Source organism: Streptomyces sp. NPDC055013 (assembly GCF_053608645.1).
This window is the reverse complement of the sequence record NZ_JBSGVW010000001.1, coordinates 395,364-421,358: the sequence shown is the minus strand read 5'-3', so window position 1 is coordinate 421,358 and position 25,995 is coordinate 395,364. Positions and strand designations below refer to the sequence as shown.

Annotated in this window: 20 protein-coding genes; 7 read left to right on the top strand and 13 right to left on the bottom strand. The window is 72.1% G+C overall.

Going from position 1 to position 25,995, the window contains the following annotated elements; genetic code table 11:
- The first annotated feature begins 30 nt into the window (after positions 1-30).
- Complete coding sequence (locus ACWGDB_RS01790; RefSeq protein WP_453820563.1) at positions 31-1,845, top strand: ABC transporter ATP-binding protein; 1,815 nt, start codon at positions 31-33, stop codon at positions 1,843-1,845.
- Between the two features lie 22 nt (positions 1,846-1,867).
- Here ACWGDB_RS01790 and ACWGDB_RS01785 read toward each other — a convergent pair whose 3' ends face one another.
- Positions 1,868-3,163, bottom strand: coding sequence for a hypothetical protein (locus ACWGDB_RS01785; RefSeq protein ID WP_453820562.1), 1,296 nt, complete (start codon positions 3,161-3,163; stop codon positions 1,868-1,870).
- Between the two features lie 285 nt (positions 3,164-3,448).
- Here ACWGDB_RS01785 and ACWGDB_RS01780 point away from each other — a divergent pair, with 285 nt between their 5' ends.
- Positions 3,449-3,988 (top strand): MarR family winged helix-turn-helix transcriptional regulator, encoded by a 540-nt coding sequence (locus tag ACWGDB_RS01780; RefSeq protein ID WP_453820561.1) that lies wholly within the window; start codon positions 3,449-3,451, stop codon positions 3,986-3,988.
- Positions 3,989-4,016: 28 nt separating this feature from the next.
- Here ACWGDB_RS01780 and ACWGDB_RS01775 read toward each other — a convergent pair whose 3' ends face one another.
- From ACWGDB_RS01775 to ACWGDB_RS01725, 11 genes are read right to left on the bottom strand one after another with little or no spacing between them, the layout of a single operon-like run.
- A complete protein-coding gene (locus ACWGDB_RS01775; protein WP_453820560.1) occupies positions 4,017-5,066 on the bottom strand; it encodes a Rieske 2Fe-2S domain-containing protein in 1,050 nt (349 codons plus the stop codon).
- A gap of 1 nt (position 5,067) precedes the next feature.
- Positions 5,068-5,301, bottom strand: coding sequence for a recombinase-like helix-turn-helix domain-containing protein (locus ACWGDB_RS01770; protein ID WP_453820559.1), 234 nt, complete (start codon positions 5,299-5,301; stop codon positions 5,068-5,070).
- Positions 5,302-5,318: 17 nt separating this feature from the next.
- Positions 5,319-6,266 (bottom strand): PDR/VanB family oxidoreductase, encoded by a 948-nt coding sequence (locus ACWGDB_RS01765; RefSeq protein ID WP_453820558.1) that lies wholly within the window; start codon positions 6,264-6,266, stop codon positions 5,319-5,321.
- Between the two features lie 13 nt (positions 6,267-6,279).
- Entirely contained in the window at positions 6,280-7,905 is a 1,626-nt protein-coding gene (locus tag ACWGDB_RS01760) for a thiamine pyrophosphate-binding protein (RefSeq protein WP_453820557.1), read from the bottom strand.
- An 11-nt stretch (positions 7,906-7,916) separates the two neighbouring features.
- Positions 7,917-8,708: an SDR family oxidoreductase gene (locus ACWGDB_RS01755; RefSeq protein ID WP_453820556.1), complete on the bottom strand. Its 792-nt coding sequence runs from the start codon at positions 8,706-8,708 to the stop codon at positions 7,917-7,919.
- Positions 8,709-8,734: 26 nt separating this feature from the next.
- Complete coding sequence (locus ACWGDB_RS01750; RefSeq protein ID WP_453820555.1) at positions 8,735-9,484, bottom strand: SDR family oxidoreductase; 750 nt, start codon at positions 9,482-9,484, stop codon at positions 8,735-8,737.
- A complete protein-coding gene (locus ACWGDB_RS01745; protein WP_453820554.1) occupies positions 9,477-9,998 on the bottom strand; it encodes a cupin domain-containing protein in 522 nt (173 codons plus the stop codon). Before ACWGDB_RS01745 ends, ACWGDB_RS01750 begins: the two co-directional genes overlap by 8 nt.
- A gap of 15 nt (positions 9,999-10,013) precedes the next feature.
- Positions 10,014-10,832: an alpha/beta fold hydrolase gene (locus tag ACWGDB_RS01740; protein WP_453820553.1), complete on the bottom strand. Its 819-nt coding sequence runs from the start codon at positions 10,830-10,832 to the stop codon at positions 10,014-10,016.
- Positions 10,829-11,650 carry an aspartate dehydrogenase domain-containing protein gene (locus tag ACWGDB_RS01735; RefSeq protein WP_453820552.1) on the bottom strand — a complete coding sequence of 274 codons (822 nt, stop codon included), beginning with the start codon at positions 11,648-11,650 and terminating at the stop codon, positions 10,829-10,831. The genes ACWGDB_RS01740 and ACWGDB_RS01735 overlap by 4 nt, the downstream gene beginning before the upstream one ends.
- A complete protein-coding gene (locus ACWGDB_RS01730) occupies positions 11,647-12,612 on the bottom strand; it encodes a VOC family protein (protein WP_453820551.1) in 966 nt (321 codons plus the stop codon). Before ACWGDB_RS01730 ends, ACWGDB_RS01735 begins: the two co-directional genes overlap by 4 nt.
- A 23-nt stretch (positions 12,613-12,635) precedes the next feature.
- Entirely contained in the window at positions 12,636-14,123 is a 1,488-nt protein-coding gene (locus ACWGDB_RS01725) for an aldehyde dehydrogenase (RefSeq protein ID WP_453820550.1), read from the bottom strand.
- A 323-nt stretch (positions 14,124-14,446) separates the two neighbouring features.
- On the opposite strand from ACWGDB_RS01725, the gene ACWGDB_RS01720 reads away from it, so the two are divergent.
- From ACWGDB_RS01720 to ACWGDB_RS01710, 3 genes are all read left to right on the top strand, one after another.
- Positions 14,447-15,850: an MFS transporter gene (locus ACWGDB_RS01720; RefSeq protein ID WP_427845514.1), complete on the top strand. Its 1,404-nt coding sequence runs from the start codon at positions 14,447-14,449 to the stop codon at positions 15,848-15,850.
- A gap of 102 nt (positions 15,851-15,952) precedes the next feature.
- On the top strand, positions 15,953-16,654 hold the full coding sequence (locus tag ACWGDB_RS01715) for a class I SAM-dependent DNA methyltransferase (RefSeq protein ID WP_453820549.1): 702 nt from the start codon (positions 15,953-15,955) through the stop codon (positions 16,652-16,654).
- 52 nt (positions 16,655-16,706) lie between these two features.
- Entirely contained in the window at positions 16,707-18,503 is a 1,797-nt protein-coding gene (locus ACWGDB_RS01710; RefSeq protein ID WP_453820548.1) for a SpoIIE family protein phosphatase, read from the top strand.
- Between the two features lie 5 nt (positions 18,504-18,508).
- Here ACWGDB_RS01710 and ACWGDB_RS01705 read toward each other — a convergent pair whose 3' ends face one another.
- On the bottom strand, positions 18,509-20,191 hold the full coding sequence (locus ACWGDB_RS01705) for a hypothetical protein (RefSeq protein ID WP_453820547.1): 1,683 nt from the start codon (positions 20,189-20,191) through the stop codon (positions 18,509-18,511).
- A 286-nt stretch (positions 20,192-20,477) separates the two neighbouring features.
- Between ACWGDB_RS01705 and ACWGDB_RS01700 the strand changes: the two genes are divergently transcribed.
- Positions 20,478-23,003, top strand: a complete 2,526-nt coding sequence (locus ACWGDB_RS01700) for a SpoIIE family protein phosphatase (protein WP_453820546.1) — start codon at positions 20,478-20,480, stop codon at positions 23,001-23,003.
- 175 nt (positions 23,004-23,178) lie between these two features.
- Positions 23,179-25,956, top strand: coding sequence for a SpoIIE family protein phosphatase (locus ACWGDB_RS01695; protein ID WP_453820545.1), 2,778 nt, complete (start codon positions 23,179-23,181; stop codon positions 25,954-25,956).
- Positions 25,957-25,995 lie beyond the last annotated feature (39 nt).

Here is a 25,995-nt window from a genome sequence, read left to right as displayed (position 1 = left end):
CGGTCGCCGCCACGGGACACTACGGTCGAAATGGGAACTCCTGAATCGCACAAGGTTCAGCCGGGCAAGCGCTCGGCACTTCTCGCACTTCGTTACTACGGACGGGAGTTGGCCCGGCTTCGCCTGCTGACGGCCCCCGCGATGGTGCTGTCGGCGCTGGGCAACATCGGCATCAACTACGTCGCGCCGCTGATCGTGGCCAAGCTCATCGGCGACATCGCCGGGGGCGGGGACGTCACGGTCGGCTCGACGCTGCCGTACGTCCTCGGCTTCGTCGGTGTGCTGCTGCTGGCCGAGGCGTTGTGGCGGGCCGCGCTGCACTGCCTGAACCGGCTGGACGCCCTCGGCATCGAACATCTGTATGTGATCGGGATGGACGAGCTGTTCGCGAAGGACGCCGCGTTCTTCCACGACAACTTCGCAGGGTCGCTGACCAAGCGCGTACTGAGCTTCGCCTCGCGTTTCGAGCAGTTCGTCGACACGCTGACGTTCCAGATCGTGGGCAGCTTCGTGCCGCTGGTGTTCGGCGCGGTGGTGCTGTGGCGCTACGAACCGCTGCTCGTCGTCGGGCTGTTGACGATGATCGCGCTGACGGGGGTGTGTGTGGTGCCCCTCATCCGGCGCCGTCAGGCCCTCGTCGACCAGCGGGAGGAAGCGATCGCCCGGGTGTCGGGGCACGTCGCCGACAGCCTGATGAACATGGACACGGTGCGCGCGTTCGGCGCCGAGGAGCGCGAGGCCGCCGAGCACCGCTCCCGGGTCGCGGTGTCACGTCGGCTGACGTTGCGGGCGTGGGACTACGGCAATCTGCGCATCGACACGCTGGTCGCGCCGATGTCGGTGCTGACCAACGCGCTGGGGCTGCTGCTCGCGGTCACGCTGGCCGGGGGCGCGCACGGTGTGGAGGCGATCGTGGTGGCCTTCACCTACTACAACAACGCGACGCGGATCATGTTCGACTTCAATCAGATCTACCGTCGGCTGGAGAGCTCGATGACGGAGGCCGCGCAGTTCACCGAACTGCTCCTGACGCCGCCGACCGTGCTCGATCCGCCGTCACCGGAGCCGCTGCTGCCCGCGCCCGCCGACGTCCGCTTCGAGAAGGTCACCTTCGCCCACGCCGGTGGCCGGCCCCTCTTCGAGGGACTCGAACTGGCCGTGCCCGCCGGGGCGAGGATCGGCCTCGTGGGCCGGTCGGGCGGCGGCAAGACCACACTGACCCGGCTGCTGTTACGGATGACGGACATCGACGCCGGGCAGATCCTGATCGGCGGTCAGGACATCACCATGCTCCGCCAGGCGGACCTGCGCGGCCTGATGGCCTATGTGCCGCAGGACCCGGCGATGTTCCACCGCACGCTGCGGGACAACATCGCCTTCGCCCGGCCGGACGCCACCGACACCGAGATCCGCCGCGCGGCGCAGGCGGCGCACGTCACGGAGTTCGCCGACGCGCTGCCGTACGGCTTCGACACCATGGTGGGCGAGCGTGGCATCAAGCTGTCCGGCGGCCAGCGCCAGCGGGTCGCCCTCGCCCGGGCGATCCTGCGCGACGCACCGATCCTGCTGCTCGACGAGGCGACCAGCGCTCTGGACTCCGAGAGCGAGATCCTCGTCCAGGAGGCGCTGTGGCGGCTCATGGACGGGCGGACCGCGCTCGTGGTGGCGCACCGGCTCAGTACGGTCGCAGGTATGGACCGGCTCGTCGTCCTGGATCGCGGACAGATCGTCGAGCAGGGGTCCCACGACGAACTGCTCACCCTGGACGGTGCCTACGCCAAGCTGTGGCAGCACCAGTCGGGAGGTTTCCTCGACGAGTCTCCCGCGCGGGCCGAGCTTCCCTGAGCCCGGCCCGCGTGCCGGAGCGCTATCCGCGTGCCGTACGGTGTCGGCGCACCAGCAGGAAGGCGCCCGCTCCGATGCCCACGGCTGCCGCAGCGGCGCCCGCGATGGGCAGGACCGAGCCGGAGCCGGTGCTGGCGAGGTCGCCGGAGACCCCGGCGTCGGTGGAACCGGTCGCCGACCCACCGGTCGCGGAGGAGCCCCCGTCGGTGCCGGATCCACTCGTGGCGCCGGAACCACTCGTGGCGCCGGAACCGCCGGTGGAGCCACTGCCTCCGGTGGACGAGGAGCCGCCGCCGGAGGACGAGCCACCGCCGGTCCCTCCGGCGCCGGTCACGTCGAGCGTGATGGCAGCCTTGTCATTGGCCTTGTCCGGGTCGAACGGCCGGGACTCGTCCGGCAGGGTCACGGCACCCTTGGCACCCGCGACGGCTTTGTCGATCCTCAGCTTGAAGGGGTAGGACGTGCTTTCGCCCTCGTCGAGCCAGACCTGACGGAAACCGCACTCGTAGGTCCCGGAGGCGACCTTCGTGCAGCTGCCCTTCTTCGTCACCGTCGTGCCGGGGGGCATCTTGACCAGGACCTTGGTCGACGGGATGCCGCCCTTGTCCTCGTTCACCCAGGCAGGCCCGGCGTTGGTGAACCCGACCTTCAGATCCACTGTCTGTCCGACGCGTCCCTTCAGCGAGGCACCCGTCACCTGGAAGTCGGCGGTGTTCGCCGCGGTCACCGCCACCTGCTGCATGTTCGCGTCCTCGCCCACCGCGGAGCCGGGTTCCGTGGTGGGGGCGTCGGGCTGCTCAGCCAGCTTCAGGGCGGGGCCGGTGCCCTGCACGGGACCCGAACTGGCCTCGTCCCCCGGAACATTGTCGTAGTCGGTGACCACGACGCTGAGCCTCTCGTAGAGCGCTCGGTCCAGGGCGTCGACCCGTAGACCGCCCTGAGGTGCGTACACCACGCCGGGCTTCACCGTCTGGTCGAACGCGCAGAGCGCTGTGGCGCCGGTGGGAACCTCGTCGTAGCCCCAGGTCTGCCAGGAACGGCAGTTGGAGGGCACGTCCCCCACGCTCATCCCGTGGCTGACCGTGTACCGCACCCACACCTTGTCGAGGGCTTCGGAGCCCGTGTATGTGAAGCGGGCGGGCACCTTGAGCGTGCTGCCCGGCTTCACCCCTTCGTACGGGGTCATCTCCTCCAGCACCAGTCCGGGGGCGGGGTCTTCGGCGGCGGCGGGTGTGGCGCCCAGCGCCATCAGGGCGACGGCGCCCATGGCGCCGGCGGTCTGGCGGAACACGCGGAGTCCGGGGACGGTGTGGGGCATGAGGTCCTCTGATTCGAACGACAGTGACGGACGGGTGAACTGTGGGGGAACACTGGTCCTCCACAGGAGACGTTCGCCACGGTCGAAGGGTTGTACGGGAGACCCGAATTCGATGAGCATGCTGAGTCCTGCTGGTGCACGCCGTGCCGGCCGGTGACTGCGAGACGGTGGCCTGCTGGCCGGACCGTGGATGTCGCTCCGTGTTGCTTCAGGGCTAAGATTTCTCCGAGGTTGCGCAGGGCCACGGAGCCCGCGTTTCCCGACAGGAATCCGCGAAGGGACGACATGGCTCAGCGCAGGGCGAAGCGGCCGGATGCCGTGGCGCGGATCGTGGAGGACTGGGCGCGCGAGCGACCGGGGCTGGACACCTCGCCGCTGGAGGTGCTCGCCCGGCTGCACCGTGCCTACCTGCAGTACCAGTCGCGGCTGACCGCGCAGATCGAGAAGCACGGCCTGTCGGTCGCCGGTTTCGACGTGCTCACGGCGCTGCGCCGGTCCGGTGCCCCCTACCGGCTCACCGCGGGCCAGCTGGCCGCCTCCGGCCTGATCTCCTCGGCGGGAGTGACGCTGCGTCTGGACCGGCTGGAGAACGACGGGCTCCTGGTGCGCGAGCGCGACGCGGTGGACCGCCGCGTGGTCTACTCGCGGCTCACCGACGCCGGGTTGAAGAAGGTGGACGAGGTGTTCGCCGAGCACCTGGACAACGAGCGGCGGATGCTCAGCGGGCTCTCCCTCACCGAGCGCCGTCAACTCGCCCGGCTGCTGTCCGGGCTGGAACTCTCGATCGTCGAATCCGACACGGCGGGGGAGGACGCGGCCGGCTGAGCAGCGGGCCGCGCCCCCGCCCGGGGCGTCACGCGGCCGGACCCGCCGCGACCGTCCCGGACCGCTGCGCCGACGCGGACTGCTGCGCCGCCCGGGCCTGGTAGAGGCGCCGCAGGCGGACCACGCCGAGGTCGTGCTGGTACAGGTTCTCGTACTGGTCGGCGTCGGCGGGCATGGCCTCCAGCATGACGCGGTCCTGTTCCAGGACCTGCCAGTGGCGTTCCTCGATGAGCGTCTTGTAGAGGAACCGCCAGCTGTCGCGCTGCCAGCCGTCGACCCTGCGGTAGCGCCAGAAGAAGACCCCGGTGCGTTCGGCGTCCACCGGGCAGGCCATGCCGACGATGCCGAAGGCGCCGCCCGGTCCGGCCGACGGCGGGTACGGAATGGACAGGTCCACCCAGTCGATGCCGGTCCGGCACAGCTCCACCCAGTCGAAGTTGACGCCCCGCTGGTCGGTCTTCTCGAAGAAGTAGCCGCGCTCGGTCTCCCGGATGCGGAACTTCGCCTGGGTGTCGCCGTCGTACATGGTGTGCGACTCGTGGTGCAGGAAGGCGCCGTGCATCGGGTCGAGGAGGTTCTCCATGGCGTAGCGCCACGGCACGTTCCACTCGGCGTAGCACAGGAAAGCGGAAACGGCGGGGTCGGTGAGCGGTTCGGGAAGGGTCAGGTCCGCCGGCTCCGGGTGCTCCTCGTCGCCGAAGTAGGCGAGGATCGCGCCGCCGACCTCGCGCACCGGCAGGGACGTGACGAGTGTCTTGCCCTCCAGGTTGCAGCCGGGCAGGCCGGGTACGGAGGTGACCGTGCCCGAGCCGTCCACCTCGACGCCGTGGTACCAGCACGCCACCCGGTCGCCCAGGTGTTTGCCGAGGGAGAGCGGCGCGCCGCGGTGCGGACAGCGGTCGGCGAGCATCGACAGGGTGCCGTCGGCCTTGCGGAACAGCAGCCAGTTCTCGCCGAGGGCGGTGACCTTGCGCAGACCGCCGGGCGCGACGAAGTGGGAGGGGACGACCGGGTGCCACTGGTTGCGCAGACCGTGGGCGTAGACGTGGTCCGCGGTGTCGGATACGGAAAGTGGCATGTCAGGCTCCCAGGCGGTGCATCTCGGTACGGAAGGTCTCCTCGGTCCAGGGCTCCCCGGACGGGGTGCGGACCTGCCGGGCGTTCAGCCCGGCGACGACGTCGGCCAGTTCGTGGCCGTCGTGGGTGAAGATCTCCTCCAGCGTCCGGGCGAGCTTCTGCTCGTAGGGGGTGGGCTCGTGGTCGCGGGTCTGGTGCGGGGCGAGGTAGGGCCAGGGGGTGGCTTCGGTGGTCATCAGGGTCTCCGTACGGGTCACAGGTCCAGGACGAGGCGGTCGGAGGCGCACCGGGAGACGCAGAGCATCATCGTCTTGCCGGTGGCGCGTTCGGCCTCGCTGAGCAGGAAGTCGCGGTGGTCGGGGGTGCCGGCGAGCACGCGGGTCTCGCACGAGCCGCAGACGCCGTCCCGGCAGGAGGAGTTGACGTTCAGCCCGGCGTTCTCGGCGGCCTCCAGGACGGAGGTGGTGGCGTCGACGGTCAGGGTCACGCCCGACGTTCGGCACTCGACCTCGAAGGCGGTGTCGTCACCGGTGCGCTCGACGACGGGGGCGGCGAACCGCTCCACCCTCAACTGCCCGGCGGGGCAAGCCGCTTCGACGGCGTTGAGCAGAGGTTCCGGCCCGCAGCAGTAGACCAGCGCGTCGGCCGGCAGGTCACGGAGGACGGCCGCCAGGTCGGGGTGGCCACGCTCGTCCTGCGGTACGAGGGTCACGTCGCCGGTGAGGGCGGACAGCTCGGCGCCGAAGGCCATCGAGGCCCGGGACCGGCCCCCGTGGACCAGGCGGTACGGGATGCCGTCGCGGTCCGCCTGGCGGGCCATGGCCAGGATCGGGGTGATGCCGATGCCGCCGGCGAGGAGGACGTACGAGGAGGCGGGCTCCAGCGCGAAGTGGTTGCGCGGGCCGACCGCACGGACGCTCTGCCCGGGGCGGAGCTTGGTGTGTACGTGCCGCGAACCGCCCCGCGATGAGGGCTCGTTGAGGATGCCGAGGCGGTACGTCGTCGAGTCGGCGGGGTCGCCGCAGAGGCTGTACTGGCGGACGAACCCGCCGATGTGCAGGTCCAGATGGGCGCCCGGGGTCCAGGCGGGCAGCGGCTTGCCGTCCGGCCGGGTCAGTTCGACGGAGAGCACGCCGTCCGCCTCCCAGGTCATCCGGCGTACGAGGAGGTCGAGTTCGTGCTCGTCGGCAGTGTTGGTCATGACGGTGGCCTCCCTACGCGGTGGGGATCTTGACGGGCGGGGTGAACGGGTTCTTCATCGGGCCGAGCGCGGCGAGGTCGACCTCGACGAGGGTCGGGCCGTCGGCGGCGAGGGCGGCCTCAAGGACCGGCACGGCGTCCGCCGGGGCGGCGATGCGGGCGTACGGCAGTGCGCAGGCGGCGGCGAGCGGGCCGAAGTCGGGCGTGAACAGGTCCACGCCGGAGCGGCGTTCGGCGTACTTGTCCTGCATGTTGCGCAGCACCCCGTACCCGCCGTCGTTGAAGACGATCAGTGTCAGGCGGGGCCGTTCCTGTGCGACGGTGAGGAGTTCGCCGAAGTGCACGGCGAGACCGCCGTCGCCGGCGATCACCACGGTCGGCTCGTCGGGGCGGGCGAGCGCGGCGCCGATGCCCATGCCGAGGCCCTGTCCGATGCCGCCGCCGCGCGGGAAGACGTTGGCGCGGGGGTCGTGGATCGGCAGAAGCCGGTTGCCCCAGGAGGACGACGGGATGGTGACGTCGCGGGCGACCACCGTGCCGCGCGGCAGGGCGGCGGCGAGTGCGTCGCAGATCGCGGCCTGGGGTCCGATGCCCTCGTGCAGGGCGGCTCGGACCTCCTCGCGGACAGCGGTGACACGGGCCGTCCAGTCGGTGTCGGCACGGACGGCGGCCCCGGTCAGGGTGGGCAGGACGCCGGCCGCGTCGCCGTGCAGGGCATGGCGTGCCGGGTAGACCCGGCCGAGGGCGTCCGCGTCCACGTCGATCTGAATGTGCGCGTCGGGAAGCTTCAGGCCGTAGTCGGCGGTCTCGTTGGACCGGAAGTGGGTGCCGACGGTGACGAGGACGTCGGCGTCGGCGAGCAGGGCGCGGGCGGCGGGTGTGGTGGCGAAGTTGCCGATCACGAGGGGGTGGTCCTCGGGAACGGAGCCACGCCCGGAGTTGGACGTGAGCAGTCCGGCGCCGGTCGCCTCCAGCAGCGCGAGGAGTTCCGGCCGGGCACGGCACGCACCGCCACCGGCCCAGATCAGCGGGCGTCGAGAGACGCTCAACAGCGCCTGCGCGGCGGCGAGTTCGGCGGCATCCGCGAAGGAAGCCGAGGCGCCGGGCACCGCCTCTTCGGGGTCCTCCTGCGCCGCGTACTGCAGGTCGATCGGCCACTCCACGCTGGCGGGGCCTCCGGGCACCGCGAGTGCCACCGACGTCGCCTCGCGCAGGACGCGCCCGGCATCACGAGCGGAGGTGACGGTGGCCGCGTACGCCGACACCGCGCTCAGCATGCCGAGTTGGTCCTTGGTCTCGTGGATGAAGCCCCGCCCGCTGCCCAGGTATGCCGACTCGACCTGTCCGGTGACGTGCAGGACGGCCGTCCCGGACGCCAGTGCCTCGATCAGCGAGCCGGCGGCGTTCCCCGCGCCCGTGCCGGTCGAGGTGAGGGCGCAGCCGATCGAGCCGCGCGCCCGTCCGTAGCCGTCGGCCGCGTTGACGGCGGTCGCCTCGTGCCGGACCGGCACGAAGCGCAGGTGCCGGTCGACGGCCTCCACGAGCGGCAGGTTGTGTACCGACACGACGCCGAAGACGGTGTCGATGCCGAGGGATTTCAGGTGGGCTACGAGGAGTTCGCCCCCGTTGTCGTACTGCATGGGAAGAGTCCTCACAGGATGCCGCGGCTGACTCCGCCGCAGACGTCGATGCTGGTTCCGGTGATGTACGAGGCGCGCGGGGAGAGCAGCGCGACGATCGCGTAGGCGACCTCCTCGGCGCGCCCGAGGCGTCCGAGGGCGACCCCGCGGTCGGCGGCGAGTTCGGCCTGCCACTCCTCGTACGTCCGGCCGCTGTCCGTGGCTGCGTGGCGGCGGGTCCACTGGCCGGTGTCGATCAGGCCGAGGCAGACGGAGTTGACCCGGATGCCGTCGCCGGCGAGTTCGACGGAAAGGGATTTGGAGAGGTTGAGGATGCCGGCACGTGCGGCGCTGGTGGTGATCAGGCGGGTCTCGGGCTGCTTGGCGAGGACCGCGTTGACGTTGACGACGGCGGCCGTGTCCGAGGCGCGCAGGTAACTCCGCGCGGCGGACAGCGGGTTGAGCACACCGGCGAACTTCAGCTCCAGTTCGTCGCGCCAGTCCTCGGCGGTCGTCTCGTCGAGGCGCTTCATACGGGACTGGCCCGCGTTGTTGACCAGACCGTCGAGTCCGTCGCCGAAGTGCTCGGCGGCCTCCTCCGTGAAGTGCCGTACGGCACCCGCGTCGCGGACGTCGCACGCTCCGGTGAACAGCCGGTCGGGGCCCGCGCCGAGCCAGGCGGCGGCCTTGTCGAGCCGTTCGGCGTCGCGCCCGCAGGTGGCGACGCGCGCGCCCTCGTCGAGCAGGGCGCGGACCGTGGCCAGGCCGACGCCCGAGCTGCCGCCGGTGACCAGGACGGTCCGGCCGGCGAGGCCGAGATCCATGACGTACTCCTTGCAGATCGGGTGGTTCAGTGCATGGTGAAGCCGCCGTTGACGGCGATCACCTGGCCGGTGAGGTACCGGGATTCCTCGGCGAGGAGGAAGGAGACGAGGCCGGTCAGGTCGTCGGGCCGCTGCGGTCTGGAGATGGCACGGCGCTCGGCGTAGAGCGCGTGACGCTCGGGCGGGACCGTCTCGGTGGCCTCGACCTCGGTGAGGCCGGGGGCGACCGCGTTGACGGTGATGCCCCGCTCCCCCAGTTCGCGGGCCATGGCCCGGGTGAGGGAGATGACCGCGCCCTTGGAGGCGATGTAGTGGGCGAGGCGCGGCGAGCCGTGAAGGGCCGCGTCCGAGGCGATGTTGACGATCCGGCCGGGCCGGGTCATCAGCGGCAGCAGGTGCTTGGCGACGAGCCAGGGTCCGCGTGCGTTGACCGCCATCAGCCGGTCCCAGGTCTCGACGTCGATGTCCTGGAACTCCCTGCCGCCCACGCCGTTGGCGAGCGCCGCATTGTTGACCAGGCCGTGGACGGGGCCGTTGGCGGCCAGCCGGTCCGCGAGCGCGGCGACCGACTCCGGGTCGGCGACGTCGAGCGGTACGAACTCCGCCGCGCCGCCCTCCTGTCGGATCCGCGTGGCCGTACGCTCGCCCCACTCCTGGTCGAGCTCGGCGACCACGACCCGGAATCCGTCCGCCGCCGCCCGGCGGGCCATGGCCTCCCCCAGGCCACGGCCCGCCCCGGTCACGACGACCGTGCGCGCAGAGCTCTGCTCAGTCACGGGTGACGCCGTACAGCGGCGAGTACTCGGGGTAGGTCGGCACCTGCGGCTTCTGCGTGCCGATGATCACGCAGAAGAGCGCGTCGGTGTCGCCCTCGTTCTTCAGGGAGCGGGTGACGCCGGCCGGCACCACGATCATGTCGCGGTAGCCGAGGGTGCGGTACTCGACCTCGTCCGGGCCGCGGTGGATGCCGACGCGGACCTGTCCCTCCAGGACGAAGAACGCCTCCTCCACGTCGTGGTGGGTGTGGGCGGGGCCCTCGGCGCCGGGCGGCAGCAGCATGTTGGAGAAGGTGAAGCCGCCGGAGGGGAGGATCCGGTTGTCGCTCTCGTGGTTGCCGGTGGCGCCGGAGCCGACGTAACGGATCTGCGCGCGCTTGTACTGCGGACCGGCCTTCTCCTGGAAGGACAGGGTGCCCCAGTCGGGCTCACGGGAGTCCTTGGTGGCGATCAGGGCGTCGGTGTACTTGGTGAGGTCGCCGCCGTTGTCGTACTCGGTGGTGGTCAAAGGCATGGGATTCGGCCCTTCCTAGCGGTGGGTGACGGTCTGTCGATGGGTGGCGATGTGCAGATGGGAGGCGAGCCACGCGTTGACGTGCTCGGGCTGCTCCTGGTTGGCCAGGTGACCGGCGTCCTTGACGATCACGTACGCGGTCCTGTGCAGACCGCCGGCCAGGACCTGTGAGGCGTCGGGACCGGTGACCCGGTCCTGGTCGCCGCACAGGACGAGGGCGGGCGCGGTGACGCGGTGCAGTTCGCCGCGCAGGTCGGTGGTGGCCATGGCCTCGGCGGCGTGGCCGTAGCCGGGCAGTCGGACGGCGGCCGCCATGGTGGCGGTGACGCGCTCGACGAGGTCGGCGGGCGCTGCGGCGGTCAGCAGCCGCGGACCGCGGACCGCGGCGAAGGCGTCCGGGCCGAGCCGGGCGAGCTCACCCGCGCGCTCCCGCATCGCGGCCGCCTTGTCGGGATCTGTGCCGGAGCCGGGCGTCGAGGCGACGGCCATCAGGGACTCGACCAGGTCCGGGTGCCGGACCGCGAGCCGCAGCGCGACCACGCCGCCCCAGGAGACGCCGAGGACGTGGGCGGCGCCGCCGCGAGTGCGGATCACCTCCGCCGCGAGGTCGGCGTAGTCGTCCATCGTCAACGGGCCGGTCGGGTCGGCCGACTTGGCGTAGCCGGGGGCGTCCCAGGCGACCATCCGGTACGACCCGCTCAGCGCCGCGAACTGCGGGGCGAAGGCGGCCGAGGACGAGCCGATGCCGTGCAGGCACAGCACCAGCGGGCCGCTGTCCCCCGCCTCCTCCAGGTGGAGCCCGGCCAGGGCGTACGGGGCCGCAGGGGCGGTCACAGGATCTGCCCCGTCCGGCCGGCGAGCGCGGCGAGGGAACGCAGTACCGCGTACGGGACGACCTGGCTGGTCGCCGGGTTGGCGGCGTCGGGCAGGTGCCGTACCTCGAAGCGGTAGGTGCCGTGCGTGCCGCTCGCCTCCACCACATGGGAGGTGTGCGCGGCGGCGGGATCGGCGACGACGCTCACCATCACCGCGTCCAGGTCTCCGGTCGCGAGGGCCACTGACGCGGCCACGTTCGTCGACTTGGGGAACTTCACGGGTACGTCCCGCGCGGTGCCGGCCATCACCTCGACCGGCCCGGTGGCCGACCGCATCCGGTCGAGCAACTCCTCGTCCATCCACGGCTGTTCGAGGGTGGACGGCAGCTTGGTGGTGGTCAGCCGTACTTCGTCGAGGGGGCCCATGGCGCGTACGGCCTGGAGCAGGTCGAGGCCGCCGACCGCGCCGCCGGTGAAGTACACCCGGCCCGGACCGGCGTTCAGGAGTTCCTTCGCCAACTGCTCGTCCGTGAGCGCCCCGGTCGAGGCGACGAGCAGGTCCGTGCCGGTGGCGAGGATCGCCGTGCCCCACTCCCGTACGACGCCCTGTCCGGCGGCCTCGACGATCAGGTCGCAGGATTCCAGGGCCTGTTCAAGGGTGCGCTGCGGTGCCGGAACCGAGTCGCCGAGCGGCCGGTTGTCGATCACGCAGACCAGTTCGGCGCCCGGAATCCCGCCCGCGGCGAGGGCACCGCCGACGACGCGGCCGATGGCGCCCCAGCCGATGAGGCCGACTCGGCGGGGGGTGGCGGACCGGCCGGGTGCGGTGCTGTTCATGCGGGGACTCCTTCGGCGGCTTCGGCATCTTTGGCGGCTTCGACGTCGACCGGCGGGACGACGGGGCTGCCGTCCGGCGTGCCCGCCATGTGCGCGCGGATCTGCGGGGAGGGCGGGCCTGCCGTGCCCCAGACGTCGGAGAGTTCGGGTGTGCGCCGCCACACCTTGCAGATCCAGGCGTCCTCGACGACCTGGGCGACCTCGGAGGTGTACTCGCAGACGAGGCCGGTCGGGTCGGTGAAGTAGGAGAAGGTGTTGTCGCCCGGCCCGTGCCGCCCGGGCCCCCACTCGGGGGTGACGCCGTGGTGCCGGAGCCGGCCGAGGCCGCGCATGAAGTGGTCGACCGACGTCATCTCGTACGCCACGTGGTTGAGCGACACCCAGGGCGCCTGGTTGAAGGCGATGCTGTGGTGGTCGGCGTTGCAGCGCAGGAACGCCATCTGGTGCTCGGACCAGTCCGAGACGCGCATGCCCAGGACGTCCCGGTAGAAGGCGACCGAGGCGTCGATGTCGGGCGTGTTGAGCACGGCGTGGGTGACGCCGACCGGCACGGCCGCGTCGCGTCCGCGGGCCGTGACGGCCCAGGTGTCGGCGGAGAGTTCGATGAGCCGTCCGTCGATGTCGTGGAAGCGCAGGCCGTAACCGCCCCCGACCTGGTCGAGCCGTCCCGGCCCGCTGACCGGCGTGATGCCGCGCGCTTCGAGTCGCCGTGCGGCTTCGTCGACCTCGGCGGCGGTGGCCACGGCGAAGGCGAGCCGGCCGAGGCCGATCCGGTCGGCGCGGGTGAGCTGCAGGGCGTGGTGCTCGTCACCGGTGCCGCGCAGCCAGCTCGTGCCGGGCTCGGCCTCGACGACCTCCAGCCCCCACACCTCCTCGTAGAAGTCGGTGGCCTGCGTGAACTCCGGGGTGTGCAGCTCGACCGAGCGCAGGGCGCGCAGCCGGGCTATCGGGGGGTGAGTCATGGTGAGGGTCTCCGGGGTGCGTTTCAGTTGGCCCAGGGCAGGGGCGTGGATTCGGTGCCCCAGTACAGGGACTTCTGCCGCTGGTAGGAGCGGATGAGGTCGCGGCCCTTCTCGGTGCCGAGGCCGCTGTCCTTCATCCCGCCGAAGGGCGTGGAGATGGAGAACTGCTTGTAGGTGTTGATCCAGACGGTCCCCGCGTCGATGCGCCGGGCGAGCCGCCAGGCGGCGCGGGCGTCACGGGTCCAGATGCCGCAGGCGAGCCCGTACACGCTGTCGTTGGCCTGCCGCACCAGGTCGTCCTCGTCGTCGTAGGGCAGCGCGACGAGCACCGGGCCGAAGATCTCCTCCTGGCAGGTCCGGGCGGAGTTCGGCAGGCCGTCGATGACGGTCGGCAGGTAGTAGGCGCCGTCGGCGTAGGCCTCCCCCGCCGGGATCGCGCCCCCGCACAGGACGCGCCCGCCCTCCGCCCGCGCGAGTTCCACGTACGCGGCGACCGCGTCCCGGTGCCGGGGATGGACGAGCGGGGCGACCTGGGTGCCGGGGTCGGTCCCGGGCCCGACGCGCAGCTTGCGCACGCGCTCGACGAGCTCGGCGAGGAAGGATTCGTACAGGGACCGGTGCACGAAGAGCCGGGAGCCGGCGATGCAGGACTGCCCGCTGGAGGAGAAGACCCCGAACAGCACGCCCGCGAGGGCCTGCTCGATGTCGGCGTCCTGGCGGACGATCGTCGGTGACTTGCCGCCGAGCTCCAGGGAGGCGGGGGCGAGCTTGTCGGCGGCGGTGCGGGCGATGGCGCGGCCGGTGGCGGTGCCGCCGGTGAAGCCGATGCGGCGCACGAGCGGGTGGGTGACGATCGCGTCCCCGACGACGCGCCCCTTGCCGGGCAGCACGGACAGCAGCGCGGTCGGCAGCCCCTCCTCGGCGAGCACCCGGTGGACCAGGCGACCGAAAGCCAGGGAGACGAGCGGGGTCCACTCGGCCGGCTTCAGCAGCACCGCGTTCCCGCCGGCGAGGGCCGGGGCGACCTTCTGGGCGTCGGAGGCGATCGGCGAGTTCCACGGGTTGATCGCGCCGACCACGCCGATCGGCTCGTGCACGCTCATCGTGACGTACGGCCCCCGGGCGGGGGTGAGCGCGTCCTCGGCGGTCTCCAGCGCGGCGGCCGTGTACCGGAAGGTGGCTGCGGCGCTCAGCGCGAGCGCCCGGGTCTCGGTGAGCGTCTTGCCGGTGTCGGCGGTCTGCAGGGCGGACAGGTCGTCGGCGTGCTCCTCGATCAGGTCACCGATGCGGTGCAGGACGCGGGCGCGCCGGTGCGGGAGCAGGTTCCGCCACGCGGGCGCCGCCACGGCTGCGGCGGCTGCCTCGGCCGCCTCGTCGACATCGGCGGGCGAGGCGGCGTGGACGGTGGTGATCGGGGTGCCGTCGGCGGGGTTCACGGTCTCGATCGGCGCGCCCGTGCCGCGCCTGAAACACCCCGCGATGAGGATCTCGTCGACTGGCGTGCGCGGCATGGCAGGACCTCCGGATCGGATGTATCGAAGTGCTGAACATCTAAGGGCTTAACTATTTTGACCGCAAGGGGAACCCGGCAAGTTTTTTACACGACGTGAGGACGAACCCTTGACTGGCCGCTCCACAGACGGGATAAAACTTGAGCGCTGAGAGATTTAGCGCTTAGCCAGCTGGCCTCACCGGGCCCCGATCTCCGAGCCCCGTCCCCCTCTGTCGCCGAGCCGGCGTACGGCTGTCCAGCCACCGCCGACCGGCCCGAACCGTCCCGTGCGTATCCTGTGCCTTTCCCAGCACCCCGTGCGCGGGTCCGGAGGACCCCTCCATGACGACCGACACTCCCCATGCCACCGCGGGCCGGCCCGCGGACACCGCGGCGCTCGTCGCCGCGATCGGCGCCCGCTTCGAACGCCTGCCGCTGTGCCGGTGGCACGTCACCGTCCGGCTCATCATCGGCGCGGTGACCTTCTTCGAGGCCTTCGATCAGTTGCTCATCGCCTACGCCCTGCCCGAACTGCGCGCCGAGTGGCAGCTGACCACCGGGCAGACCACGTCCCTGATCACGGTCGGCTCCCTGGGCATGCTCGTCGGCGCACTCCTCTCCGGCCGCCTGGCCGACCGCATCGGCCGGGTGAAGGTGATCGCGGCGTGCATCGCCCTTTCCAGCGTCTGCAGCCTGCTGCTCACACTGTGTGACTCGCCGGGGCCGTTCATGGCACTGCGCTTCGTGCAGGGTCTCGCCATCGGCGGCGAGGTGCCGGTCGCGGCCACCTTCATCGCCGAGATCACCCGCGCCCACAAACGGGGACGCTTCGTCCTGCTGTACGAGCTGGTCTTCCCGGCGGGTCTGACCGCGTGCGCCGTGCTGGCCTGGTGGCTGATGCCGATCCTCGGCTGGCGCTGGATGTTCGGCCTCGCCGCGATCCCCGGTGTCCTGTGCGTCCTGGTGACCCGCTTCGTGCCCGAGTCGCCGCGCTGGCTCGCGGACCACGGCCGGCACGAGGAGGCACTGGCGACGATGGCGTCGATCGAGACGAAGGTCGAGCGGATCACCGGCGAGCCGTTGCCGCAGCCGGCGCCCGCGGCTCCCGTCGCACGGCAGTCCGCCGCCAAGGGCGGTCTGCGCGAGCTGCTCTCCGGCCGCTACCGCAAGCGCACCCTGGTCGTCTGCGTCCTGTGGTTCTGCGGCTACTTCGTCAACTACGGCATCTCGTCCTGGCTGCCCACCATCTACGGTTCGCGGTTCCACCTGGACCTGTCCGACGCGCTGCTGTACTCGACCGTGACGTCCTGCGCGGGCTTCCTCGGCTGCCTCGCCGTCGCCCTGACCGTGGACCGCGTCGGCCGCCGGCACACCGTCACCTGGTGTCTGGGCGGCGCCGCCCTCAGCCTGCTCTTCCTCGGCCTCTTCGCGGGCGGCTCGGCGAGCAGCGTGCTGATCTGGACGTCCCTGTCGGCGGTGTTCTTCTTCGGCGCCAACATCTGCCTGTACCTGTACACCCCCGAACTCTTCCCGACCCGGATGCGGGCCCTCGGCACCAGCCTCGGCGGCGCCGTGAACCGGCTCGGCGTCATCCTCGGTCCGATCGTCGTCGGCGCGGTGTACGCGGGCGGCGCCCTCGGCACCGTCTTCGTGACCCTCGCCGCGGTCGCGCTGGTCGGGGCGGTCACGGCAGGAGTGGCGGCGGAGGAGACGAGCGGCCGGCGACTGGAGGACGTGGCGCCGTAGATCCCCGGCATGACGGGACACGCCGGCCGCCGGGATCCAAGGACCCCCGGCGGTCGGCCCCAAACCGTCCCCACCTATAGGAATTCAGGGAAATAGCCCATAATGCCTGCAAGGAGAACCCTTGTGAGCAATCCCGCCGACGAGCTCGACTACCGGACCCTCCGGCTCGACCGCACCGGTCAGGCCGAGGCCTTCGACGCCATCGGCGAGCGCTACGACGAAGCCTTCCCGCACAAGGAAGGGCAGGTCGCGGCCGCAGAGTGGCTCATCGGGTCGCTGCCGCCCGGATCCCGAGTCCTGGACCTCGGGAGCGGCACCGGCCTCCCGACCGCACGCCGGCTGGCGGAGGCGGGCTTCGACGTCGTCGGGGTGGACCTGTCGGAGCGGATGGTCGCGCTGGCCCGCGATCATGTGCCCGGCGGCGAGTTCCACCGGGCGGACATCGCGGACCTGCGGCCCGCAGGCTCCCTGGACCTCGGCCGCTTCGACGCGCTGACCGCCTTCTTCGCCCTGCTCATGCTGCCGCGCCCCGAGATCCCCCTAGCCCTGCGGACCATACGCCACCTGCTGGTTCCGGGCGCACCGTTCGCGCTGTCGATGGTGGAGGCCGACGTGGACGACTTCGCGATCCCGTTCATCGGCAGCAGCATCCGCGTCTCCGGCTATCTGCGGGACGAGCTGCGCGAGGTCGTCGAGTCGGCGGGCTTCGAGATCGTCGGGGAGTCCTCGTACAGCTACGCTCCGGCGGTCGCCGACATCCAGCCCGAGGTACAGATCTTCCTGCGGTGCGTACGGCACTCCTGACGCCCCCTGACCCGCCCGCCCCGGCGCAGGCCGCACGGACGGAAGGACAGGCATGACGAAGCAGCTCGGAGGTGGTGATCCCGCGCCGCCGGCCACACAGGCTTCCCCCGGCACCCCCCTCGCCGGCGGACCGGTCGACGCCGAGCCGCAACTCGACAGGCTCCGCTACCTCGACGCGGCGACCCGCCGCATCGCCCGGGGCATGGACCTCGACGAGACCCTGCACGAACTGTGCGGCGCGGCCGTCCCGGCCTTCACCGACACCGCCTTCGTCCACCTGTACGCCCCCCTGCCCGTCGGCGACGAGGCGGGCGCCGCCCCCGGCGTCCTGCGGCTGCACAGCGCGGACCGCGCGTCACCTCCGGACCCGGGCACCCGTTACTCCGGACCGCCCCCGACCGACCTGCGCGCCGTCCGGGCGGCAGAGGTCGTGAACCCCGCCGCCGACGGCCTGCTCAGCAAGCTGCTCCAGGACGGGCGGCCGGTGTTCGGAAACACCCCGGGCGTCACCTCAGCGGCGGCCGAACTGCTCGGGACGGCGGGCGCTCCCCCGGCCGTGCCGCCCGGGCGCCGGCTGATCATCGCCCCGCTGCACGGCCGCAGCCACGTCCTGGGCAGCCTCGTCCTCATCCGCGGAACCGGCCGCCCGGAGTTCACCGACGACGACCTGATCGTCGCCTCCCAGCTCGCCACGCACACCGCACTCGGGCTGGAGAAGGCGATGCTGTACGAGCGTGAGGCGGCCGTCGCCGACACGTTGCAGCGCACCATGCTCCCGCCGTCTCTGCCGGAGCCGCCCGGTGTCCGACTGGCCAGCCGCTATCTGCCGTCCTCGCGGACCGCGCAGGTCGGCGGCGACTGGTACGACGCGATCCCGCTGCCCGGCAACCGGGTCGCCCTGGTCATCGGCGATGTGATGGGCCACTCCATGACCTCGGCCGCGATCATGGGCCAGCTGCGCACCAGCGTGCAGACCCTGGCCGGGCTCGATCTGCCCCCGGACGAAGTACTGCACCACCTCGACGAGCAGGCGGGCCGGCTGGGCAGCGAGCACACGGCGACCTGCCTGTACGCCATGTACGACCCCGTGCAGCACCGGCTGGTGGTGTCCAGCGCCGGCCATCTGCCACCGGTGCTGCTCCATCCCGACGGCCGGGCGGAGGTCCTCCACGTCCCGCCCGGGGCGCCGATCGGCGTCGGCAGCGGCGGATTCGAGTCCGTCGAGACGCACGCACCGGCCGGGGCGACCCTGCTGCTCTACACCGACGGCCTGGTCGAGTCCCGCGCCTCGGACGTCCTGACAGGGGTGGAGGCGCTGCGGGCACGGTTGCGCGCGGCCTCGTCGGGGTCCGTGCCGCCGGCGCTGGAGAAGCTGTGCGACGAGGCGCTCGGCGCGCTGGGGGCGGGTGGCCGGGACGACGACATCGCGCTGCTCGCCGCCCGCTTCGAGGGGATCCTGCCGGAGACCGTCGCGTACTGGTACATGGCACCCCGCCCGCAGACCGCGGGCCAGGCCCGTCGGCTGACCCGCCGGACGCTGGACCACTGGGGAATGGAGTCCTTGGTGGAGACGACCGAGCTGATGGTCAGCGAGGTGGTGGCGAACGCCGTGCGCTTCGCGTCCCGGCCGATCACCCTGCGGCTGCTCTGCACGGACGTGCTGCGCTGCGAAGTGGGCGACGACTCGCCGATCGTTCCGAGGATGCGGCACGCCCGGCTGAGCGACGAGGGCGGCCGGGGCCTGTTCCTGGTGGACCAGTTGGCACAGCGCTGGGGCGCGACGAGGGTGAGCACGGGCAAGGTGGTCTGGTTCGAACAGCCCCTGCCCGACGCATCCACGGGTGACTGAGCCCGTCAGTCGGCGCAGCAGTCGCCCTCGGTGCTGCCTGCGGTGATCGCGTCGAGTCGGCAGAAGCAGGAGGCCTCGACCGGTACGTCCGCCAGTGCGGCGGCAAGACGCAGCTGCTTGGCGATCATCTGTGCCTCGCCGGTCCGGCCCAGGCGCGTCAGGCACTCGTGCAGTCCGTGCAGGGACCAGACGTTGTTGGGGTGCTGAAGGGCGCGCGGGAGGGTGCCGTCGAGGCCCAGGTCGGCCCGGTAGACCGCCTCGGCTTCCCCGACCCGGCCCTGTTCGAGGAGGAGGGCGCCGTAGGCGTGCCGGGTGGGCTGCATCCAGCCCCACGGTTCGTCGTAGGGGAGGTTGTCGTCCAGTTCGATGGAGCGTTCCAGTGCGGCGAAGGCGGCGTCGTGGTTGCCCTTGCGGTATTCCAGTTCGCCGTCGAGCATCGCCGAGGCGATCGCGAGGATGTCGGCGCAGGTGTTGTTGAAGAGCATGCGGGTCTCGGGGACCCGGGCGACGGCCTCGTGGAAGAGCCGGCGTTCCGTCTCCGCCTCCGGGACGCGGTGTGTCGAGGACAGGGCGACGCCGCGGGCGTAGTGGAGCATCGCGGTCGTCACGCAGTACAGCTCGGGGTCGGCGGGCATCGGCAGGGCGAGGATGTCGTGCCAGCGGCCGAAGCGGATCAGGGCGTGGAACCGCATGCCGAGGAAGGCCTCGAGCCAGTCGGCCATGGGCGGGCTCGGCACGCGCAGCAGGTCTTCGGGGATGGACGCCTCGAGTTCCGCGGCGGTCCTGAGGGCGACTTCCGACTGGCCGAGGAACATCGCGCCGTAGATCTTGAAGTGGTAGTTGTGCGAGCGGTACAGGGTGTAGAAGTTCATCGCGCCGGAGCGGGCGTGGTACTTCTCGTCGACCGCGATCGCCGCCGTGTTGTCCGAGACCACCCGACGGTAGTCGCCGCAGAGCACCTCCAGGTGCGAGGGCATGTGATGCAGGTGCCCGGCGTCGGGCACCAGCCCGCGCAGCCGGTCCGCGATCGACAGGGCGGCTTCGGGGGTCGGGGACATCTCCATCAAGTGGATGTAAAGGTGGACCAGGCCCGGGTGGTCGCGTCCCGCGTCGGTGGCGAGGGCGCGTTCGAGGACGGCCCTGGCGGCCACCGTGCGCGCGCCTTCGGCCGGCTCGCCGGTCCTGAGGTCCCACAGCTGCCAGGGAGTGAGGTTCATCAGGGCGTCGGCGTACAGGGTGGCGACGTCCAGGTCGTCGGGGGCGAGCTCGTAGACCGCGCGCATGCTGTCGGCGTAGGGGGCGTTCCAGACCGAGCAGTCGTCGACGGCCTTCGCCTGCGGGTAGCGGGCGCGCAGTGCGCCGATCAGGGCCTGCTCGACGGGGGTGGCGGCGGCCGCCTTCTCGTGGGCCGTCTCCACGGCGGCGTGGGTGCGGTCGACGGTGCGCACCAGGTCCTCGTCGTCGAAGAACTCCCACGGCTTGTTGTAGTTCGGGCCGAGCGCGTAGGCGATGCCCCAGTGCGCCATCGCGCAGTCGGGGTCGGCCTCGGCAGCCGCCTGGAAGCAGGCGACGGCCTCCTCGTGGTGGAAGGCGTACGTCCACATCAGCCCGCGGTCGAACCAGAGTTGGGCCTGCGCCGAAGAGGTGGTCACGGAGCGTGCGTAGGTGCCGAGGTCGTAGTACTCCATGGCTCTGTCTCCTGCCTGTGCGCCCCGCCGGTCTGTCCCCGAGTCTTCCCGAGAGCACCGGGTCTCGCACCGACAACGGGGACAGGCCCCGCCCGGTTGCGGGGAGCTGCCCTTTCGGGTGCCGGCGTCGGTCCGCGTCATCTGGGTACTCGGCACGGTGGTGCGGTGACGAGCCCGGTGCCGCGACCGGGTGAGTCGGTTCGTGCCGCCCAGGTGCGGGCGGGGGGCCTCGTGGCGCATTCTTGCTGTGTCGCGCGCGTGACGGCGTACGGACGAGGTAGGGCCGATGACTGGGAGCGCCGAGGGCGCAGAGCGGGCGCCGGGCAGGCTGGCGGCGCTGCTGATCGATGCCTCGGCGGAGGCGATCAGCGCGACCGGTGCCCACGCCGGTGGGGTCTATCTGCGCTCCGGCACGCCCGGCCTGCTGCGTCTGGCGGTGCTGGAAGGGCTTCCGGGGCCGTTGTTCCGGCCGTGGTGGCGGGTGCATGTGGAACGGCCGTTCCCCGTCGCGGACGCCTATCGGCTCGGGGTCGAGGTGGCGCTGCCCAACGCGACGGAGACGATGCGCCGCTATCCCCAGTTCGCGGCCGGGTTGCCGTTCCCGTTCGGGTCCCTGCACGTTCCCGTCGCGGGTGCGTCGAGCGTCTTCGGTGTGCTGACCGTGCTGCTGCCGTCGGCGGCGGACGGCACCGAGCTGATGCCCCTGCGCGACCGCGTCGCGCGGCTGGCCGAGGAGCTCGGGGTGGCACTGGAGAAGCTGGAGGACCAGGACGCGTCGGCGGTGTCCTGGGAGAGCGGGCCCCTGTGTCTGCGGCCGCCGGCCGGCCGCCCTCCGTCCGGGCAGCTCGGGCGGTTCACCTGGGATCCGGTGACGGGCGTCCTGGCGGCGGACGAGCGGCTGAACGTCGTACTCGGCATGGCTGAGGCGGAGGCCCACAGCACCGCGGAGGCGTTCGCGGACGCGGTCGCTCCGGCTGACGCGGTGCGGATCCTGGCGGCGCTGCGGGAGGCAGCCGGTGGCCGGCCACCCGCGCTGCCGCTGTACGTGCGCTCGGCGGACGGGGCACTACGCCTGGTCGAGGTCTGGGGGCCGTACGACGACTCCGCACGCTCCCGTTCGACGAACGTACGGGGTGTGGTGGTCGACCCGGGGCCGGGCGCGGTGGCGGACGCGGCGGCCGATCTGCTGCCGGACGGCGTGCTGTGCCTGGACCGGCTGGGGACGGTCGTCTACGCGAATCCGCACGCGGCGCGGCTGCTGCGCCGGCCGCGCACCGAACTGCTGGGCCGGGCTCTGTGGGAGGGCGTGCCGTGGCTCAACCAGCCCACCCTCGAGGACCATATGCGCGGCGCGCTGCTGTCCCCGGATCCGGTGCACTTCCACGTTCGAAGACCGTCCGCGCACGTCCGTGAGCGCGCCACCCACCCGGTGGCGGGAGACTGGCTCGCCCTGTCCATCTATCCCGGCCCGGACATTCTGACCTGCACGATCCGTCTGGGGCACCGGGTCGCGGACAGTCCGTCAGGTGCCCCGGAGGCGCACGGCACCCCGGCGCCGACCGGTGCGCCGTCGCTCGCCCCGCTGTACCGCCCGATCGTGCTAGCCATCGCGCTGACCGAGGCGGTCACCGCCCGTCAGGTGTCGGCGGTGGTGATGCGGGAGCTGCTGCCCGTGTTCGGCGGCCGACGGCTCGCGATCTACTTGCTGCAGGAGCGGCATCTGTACCTGGCATGGGAGACGGGCTTCCCCAAGGGGTTCCTCGCCCCGTTCGACGGGGTCGGGCTGGACGAGCGGCTGCCCGGGGTCGAGACGCTGACCAGCGGGCGCCCGTTGTTCTTCGACTCGATGCAGGAGCTCTCCGACGCCTATCCGGGCATCGCGCTGGACGCGACGGAGGGGGCCCGGGCCTTCCTGCCGCTGATCGCCTCCGGGCGCCCCGTCGGGTCCTGCATCCTCGGCTTCGACCGGCCGCGCAGTTTCAGCACCGAGGAGCGCACGGTGCTCACCGCCATGGCCGGACTGATCGCCCACGCCATGGAGAAGGCGCAGCGCTACGAGAGCGAGGCCGCGCTCGCCCGTGGGCTGCAGCAGGCGCTGCTCCCGCGGCGGCTGTCGCAGCACCCGCTGATGGAGACCGCCGGACGCTATCTGCCCGGCACCCAGGGCATGGAAGTGGGCGGCGACTGGTACGACGTCGTCGCCGCCGGGGACGGCCTGGCCCTGGTCATCGGCGATGTGCAGGGGCACGGCGTGCAGGCGGCGGCCACCATGGGCCAGCTGCGCAGCGCCGTGCGGGCCTTCGCGCTCGGCGACCGGCCGCCCGACGAGGTCATGAGCGGCACCAACCACCTGCTCATCGACCTCGACGCCGGCTTGTTCGCGAGCTGCTGCTACATCCGGCTCGATCCGAGGACCGGCATCGCCCAGGCCGCCGTGGCCGGGCATCCGCCGCCGCTGCTGCGCCGCCCGGACGGCCGTACCCATGTCGTCGACCTGCCCGGCGGGGTCGTGCTCGGCGTGGATCCGCAGGCCACGTATCCGGTGGCGGAGCTGCGGATGGAGCCGGGCGCCGTCCTCGCGCTGTACACGGACGGGCTGGTCGAGCGGCCCGGCGCCGACATCGACGACGGCATCAGCGCCCTGCGGGTGGCGCTGGCCAAGGCGGGTGCCCCCGGTGCCCGGCCGGGCGGACGCTCGCTGGCCGGCGTGGCCGACCGGCTCACCGCGGCGGCCCGGCACATGGCGGACCGCCCCGACGACATCGCGCTGCTGCTCGCCACTCGGCGCGCCACCGCCCTGCGCCCGAGCTGAGGCGCGCGGCGAGGGCACCGTGCGGCACTCCCGGCGCCGTAACCCTGCTGCGGGGACGGGAGTTGCCCCAATCCGGGCATCACACCCGTGGCCGTGCTGGGAGAGAGCCGGCAAGTCCTGTCACGGTCTGTGACGTCTCTCGCCTCCCGGGGCCCGGCAGTGTAGACATGGGCACATGGTCCGACTATTGGGTCGATCCGGGGCCCGGTCGGCCCCTCGTCCCAGCGGTCTGCGCACACGCGGTGCGTCCGACCGCTTCCTTGGAGTGTCCGAGCCGGGGGTCCCTGGCGACGAGCCGGCTCAGGGGCGGCGCAAGGGGTGGTTCTCCGCCCTGCGGGCGGCGGTGGGCGGACGCAGTGTCGCCGGGCAGGTGTTCCTGCTGCAGGTGGTGATCGTGCTCCTGCTGGTCGTCGCCGCGGTGGTGGCACTGGTGCTGCAGGTGCGCTACGACACCACACAGGAGGCCCGTAACCGCTCGGTGGCCGTCGCCGAGGCGTTCGCCAACGCGCCCGGCACCCGGGAGGCGCTGAGCAGCCCGGATCCGTCCGCCGTGCTGCAGCCCCGTGCCGAGGCGGCACGCGAGGCGACGGACGTGGACTTCATCGTCGTCATGAACACCGACGGCATCCGTTACACCCACCCCAAGCCGGACCGGATCGGCAAGCAGTTCGTCGGGAACATCGCTCCCGCGCAGGCCGGGCGGGTCGTGACCGAGGAGATCACCGGCACCATCGGACCGCTCGTGCAGGCCGTGGTGCCCATCAAGGCACCCGACGGGCAGGTCGTCGGACTGGTCTCGGCCGGGGTCACCAAGGCGACCGTGGGCGGTACCGCGGACCGGCAGCTGCCGCTGGTGCTGACCGCGGCGGCGGTGGCGCTCGCCCTGTCGACGGCGGGCACCGCACTGGTCAGCAGGCGGCTGCTGCGGCAGACGCACGGTCTCGGACCGCACGAGATGACGCGGATGTACGAGCACCACGACGCCGTCCTGCACGCCGTGCGGGAGGGCGTGATCATCGTCGGCACCGAGGGTCGGCTGCTGCTCGCCAACGACGAGGCGCACCGCCTGCTCGACCTGCCCGCCGACGCCGAGGGACACCGGGTGGTGCACCTCGGCCTCGCCCCCGACACCGCCGAACTGCTGGACTCCGGCCGCATGGCCACGGACGAGGTGCACCTGGTCAAGGACCGGCTGCTGGCGGTCAACCAACGCCCCACCACCCTGCGGGGCCGCCCGTCCGGCAGCGTCGCCACCCTGCGCGACTCGACCGAGCTGCGGGCCCTGTCCGGCCGGGCCGAGGAGGCCCGCGAGCGCCTGAACATGCTGTACGACGCCGGTGTGGGCATCGGCACCAGCCTGGACGTCACCCGCACCGCCGAGGAACTGGCGGAGCTGGCGGTGCCCCGGTTCGCGGACTTCGCCACCGTCGACCTGTACGAGGCCGTGCTGGGCGGCGGGCAGCCGGAGGCGGCGACGCGGCTGCGCCGCACGGCGAGCAGCGGCATACGCAAGGACGCGCCGCTGTACCCGGTGGGTGAGCAGCTGAGGTTCGTCGACTCCTCGCCGCAGGCCCGCGCGCTGAAGGACGGACAGGCCGTCATCGAGCCGCGGCTGGACGAGGCACCGGGCTGGCGTGCCCAGGACCTGGAGCGTTCGGCGCAGGTCGTGGAGTTCGGCATCCACTCCCTGATCGCGGTGCCGCTCAGGGCGGGGTCCCTGGTGCTGGGCGTGGTCAGCTTCTGGCGGTCGCAGAAGGGCGAGCCGTTCGACGCGGACGAGGTGGCGCTGGCCGAGGAGCTGGTCGCCCGGGCCGCGGTGTCGATCGACAACGCCCGCCGGTACACACGCGAGCACAGCATGGCGGTGACGCTGCAGCGCAGCCTGCTGCCGCGCCGTCTGCCCGAGCAGAACGCCCTGGACATCGCCTACCGGTATCTGCCGGCGCAGGCCGGAGTGGGCGGCGACTGGTTCGACGTGCTGCCGCTGTCCGGCGCCCGGGTCGCGCTGGTCGTGGGGGACGTCGTCGGACACGGGCTGCACGCGGCGGCGACGATGGGCCGGCTGCGTACGGCCGTGCACAACTTCTCCGCCCTGGACCTGCCGCCCGACGAACTGCTCGCGCTCCTCGACGAGCTGGTCGCCCGTATCGACCAGGACGAGGCCCAGGAGGGCGACAGCGCCCCGGTGACCGGCGCGACCTGTCTGTACGCGGTCTACGACCCGGTGACCCAGCGGTGCACGATGGCCCGCGCGGGCCACCCTCCGCCGGCCCTGATCGAGCCGGACGGCACCGTCGGCTTCCCCGACGTGCCCGCCGGTCCGCCGCTGGGCCTGGGCGGGCTGCCGTTCGAGACGGCCGAGCTGGAGCTGGCGCAGGACAGCCGGCTCGTGCTCTACACGGACGGTCTCGTGGAGGACCGTGAACGGGACATCGACGAGGGCCTCGAACTGCTGCGCGACGCTCTGTCCCAGGCCGGCCCGACGCCCGAGGAGACCTGCCAGGCCGTCCTGGAGGCCCGGCGCCCGGCCCGGGCCGGCGACGACATCGCGTTGATCGTGGCGGGCACCCGGGCGCTCGGGGCCGACCTGGTCGCCGAGTGGGAGGTGCCGTCCGATCCGGCGGCCGTGGGTCAGGTGCGCTCGGCCGTGACGCGGACGCTTCAGGCGTGGGATCTGGAGGAGCTGTCGTTCACCACGGAGCTGATCCTGAGCGAGCTGGTCACCAACGCGATCCGGTACGGCGGTGAGCCGATCCGCGTGCGCATGCTGCACGACCGCAGTCTGATCTGCGAGGTCTTCGACAGCAGCAGCACCTCGCCGCATCTTCGCTACGCGACCATGACGGACGAGGGCGGGCGCGGCCTGTTCCTCGTCGCGCAGCTGGCCGACCGCTGGGGCACCCGGTACCTGCCCGCGGGCAAGGTGATCTGGGCGGAGCAGCCGCTGCCGTAGCCGGCGGCCGTTCGTACCTAGGTACGAACCTTGGACGCG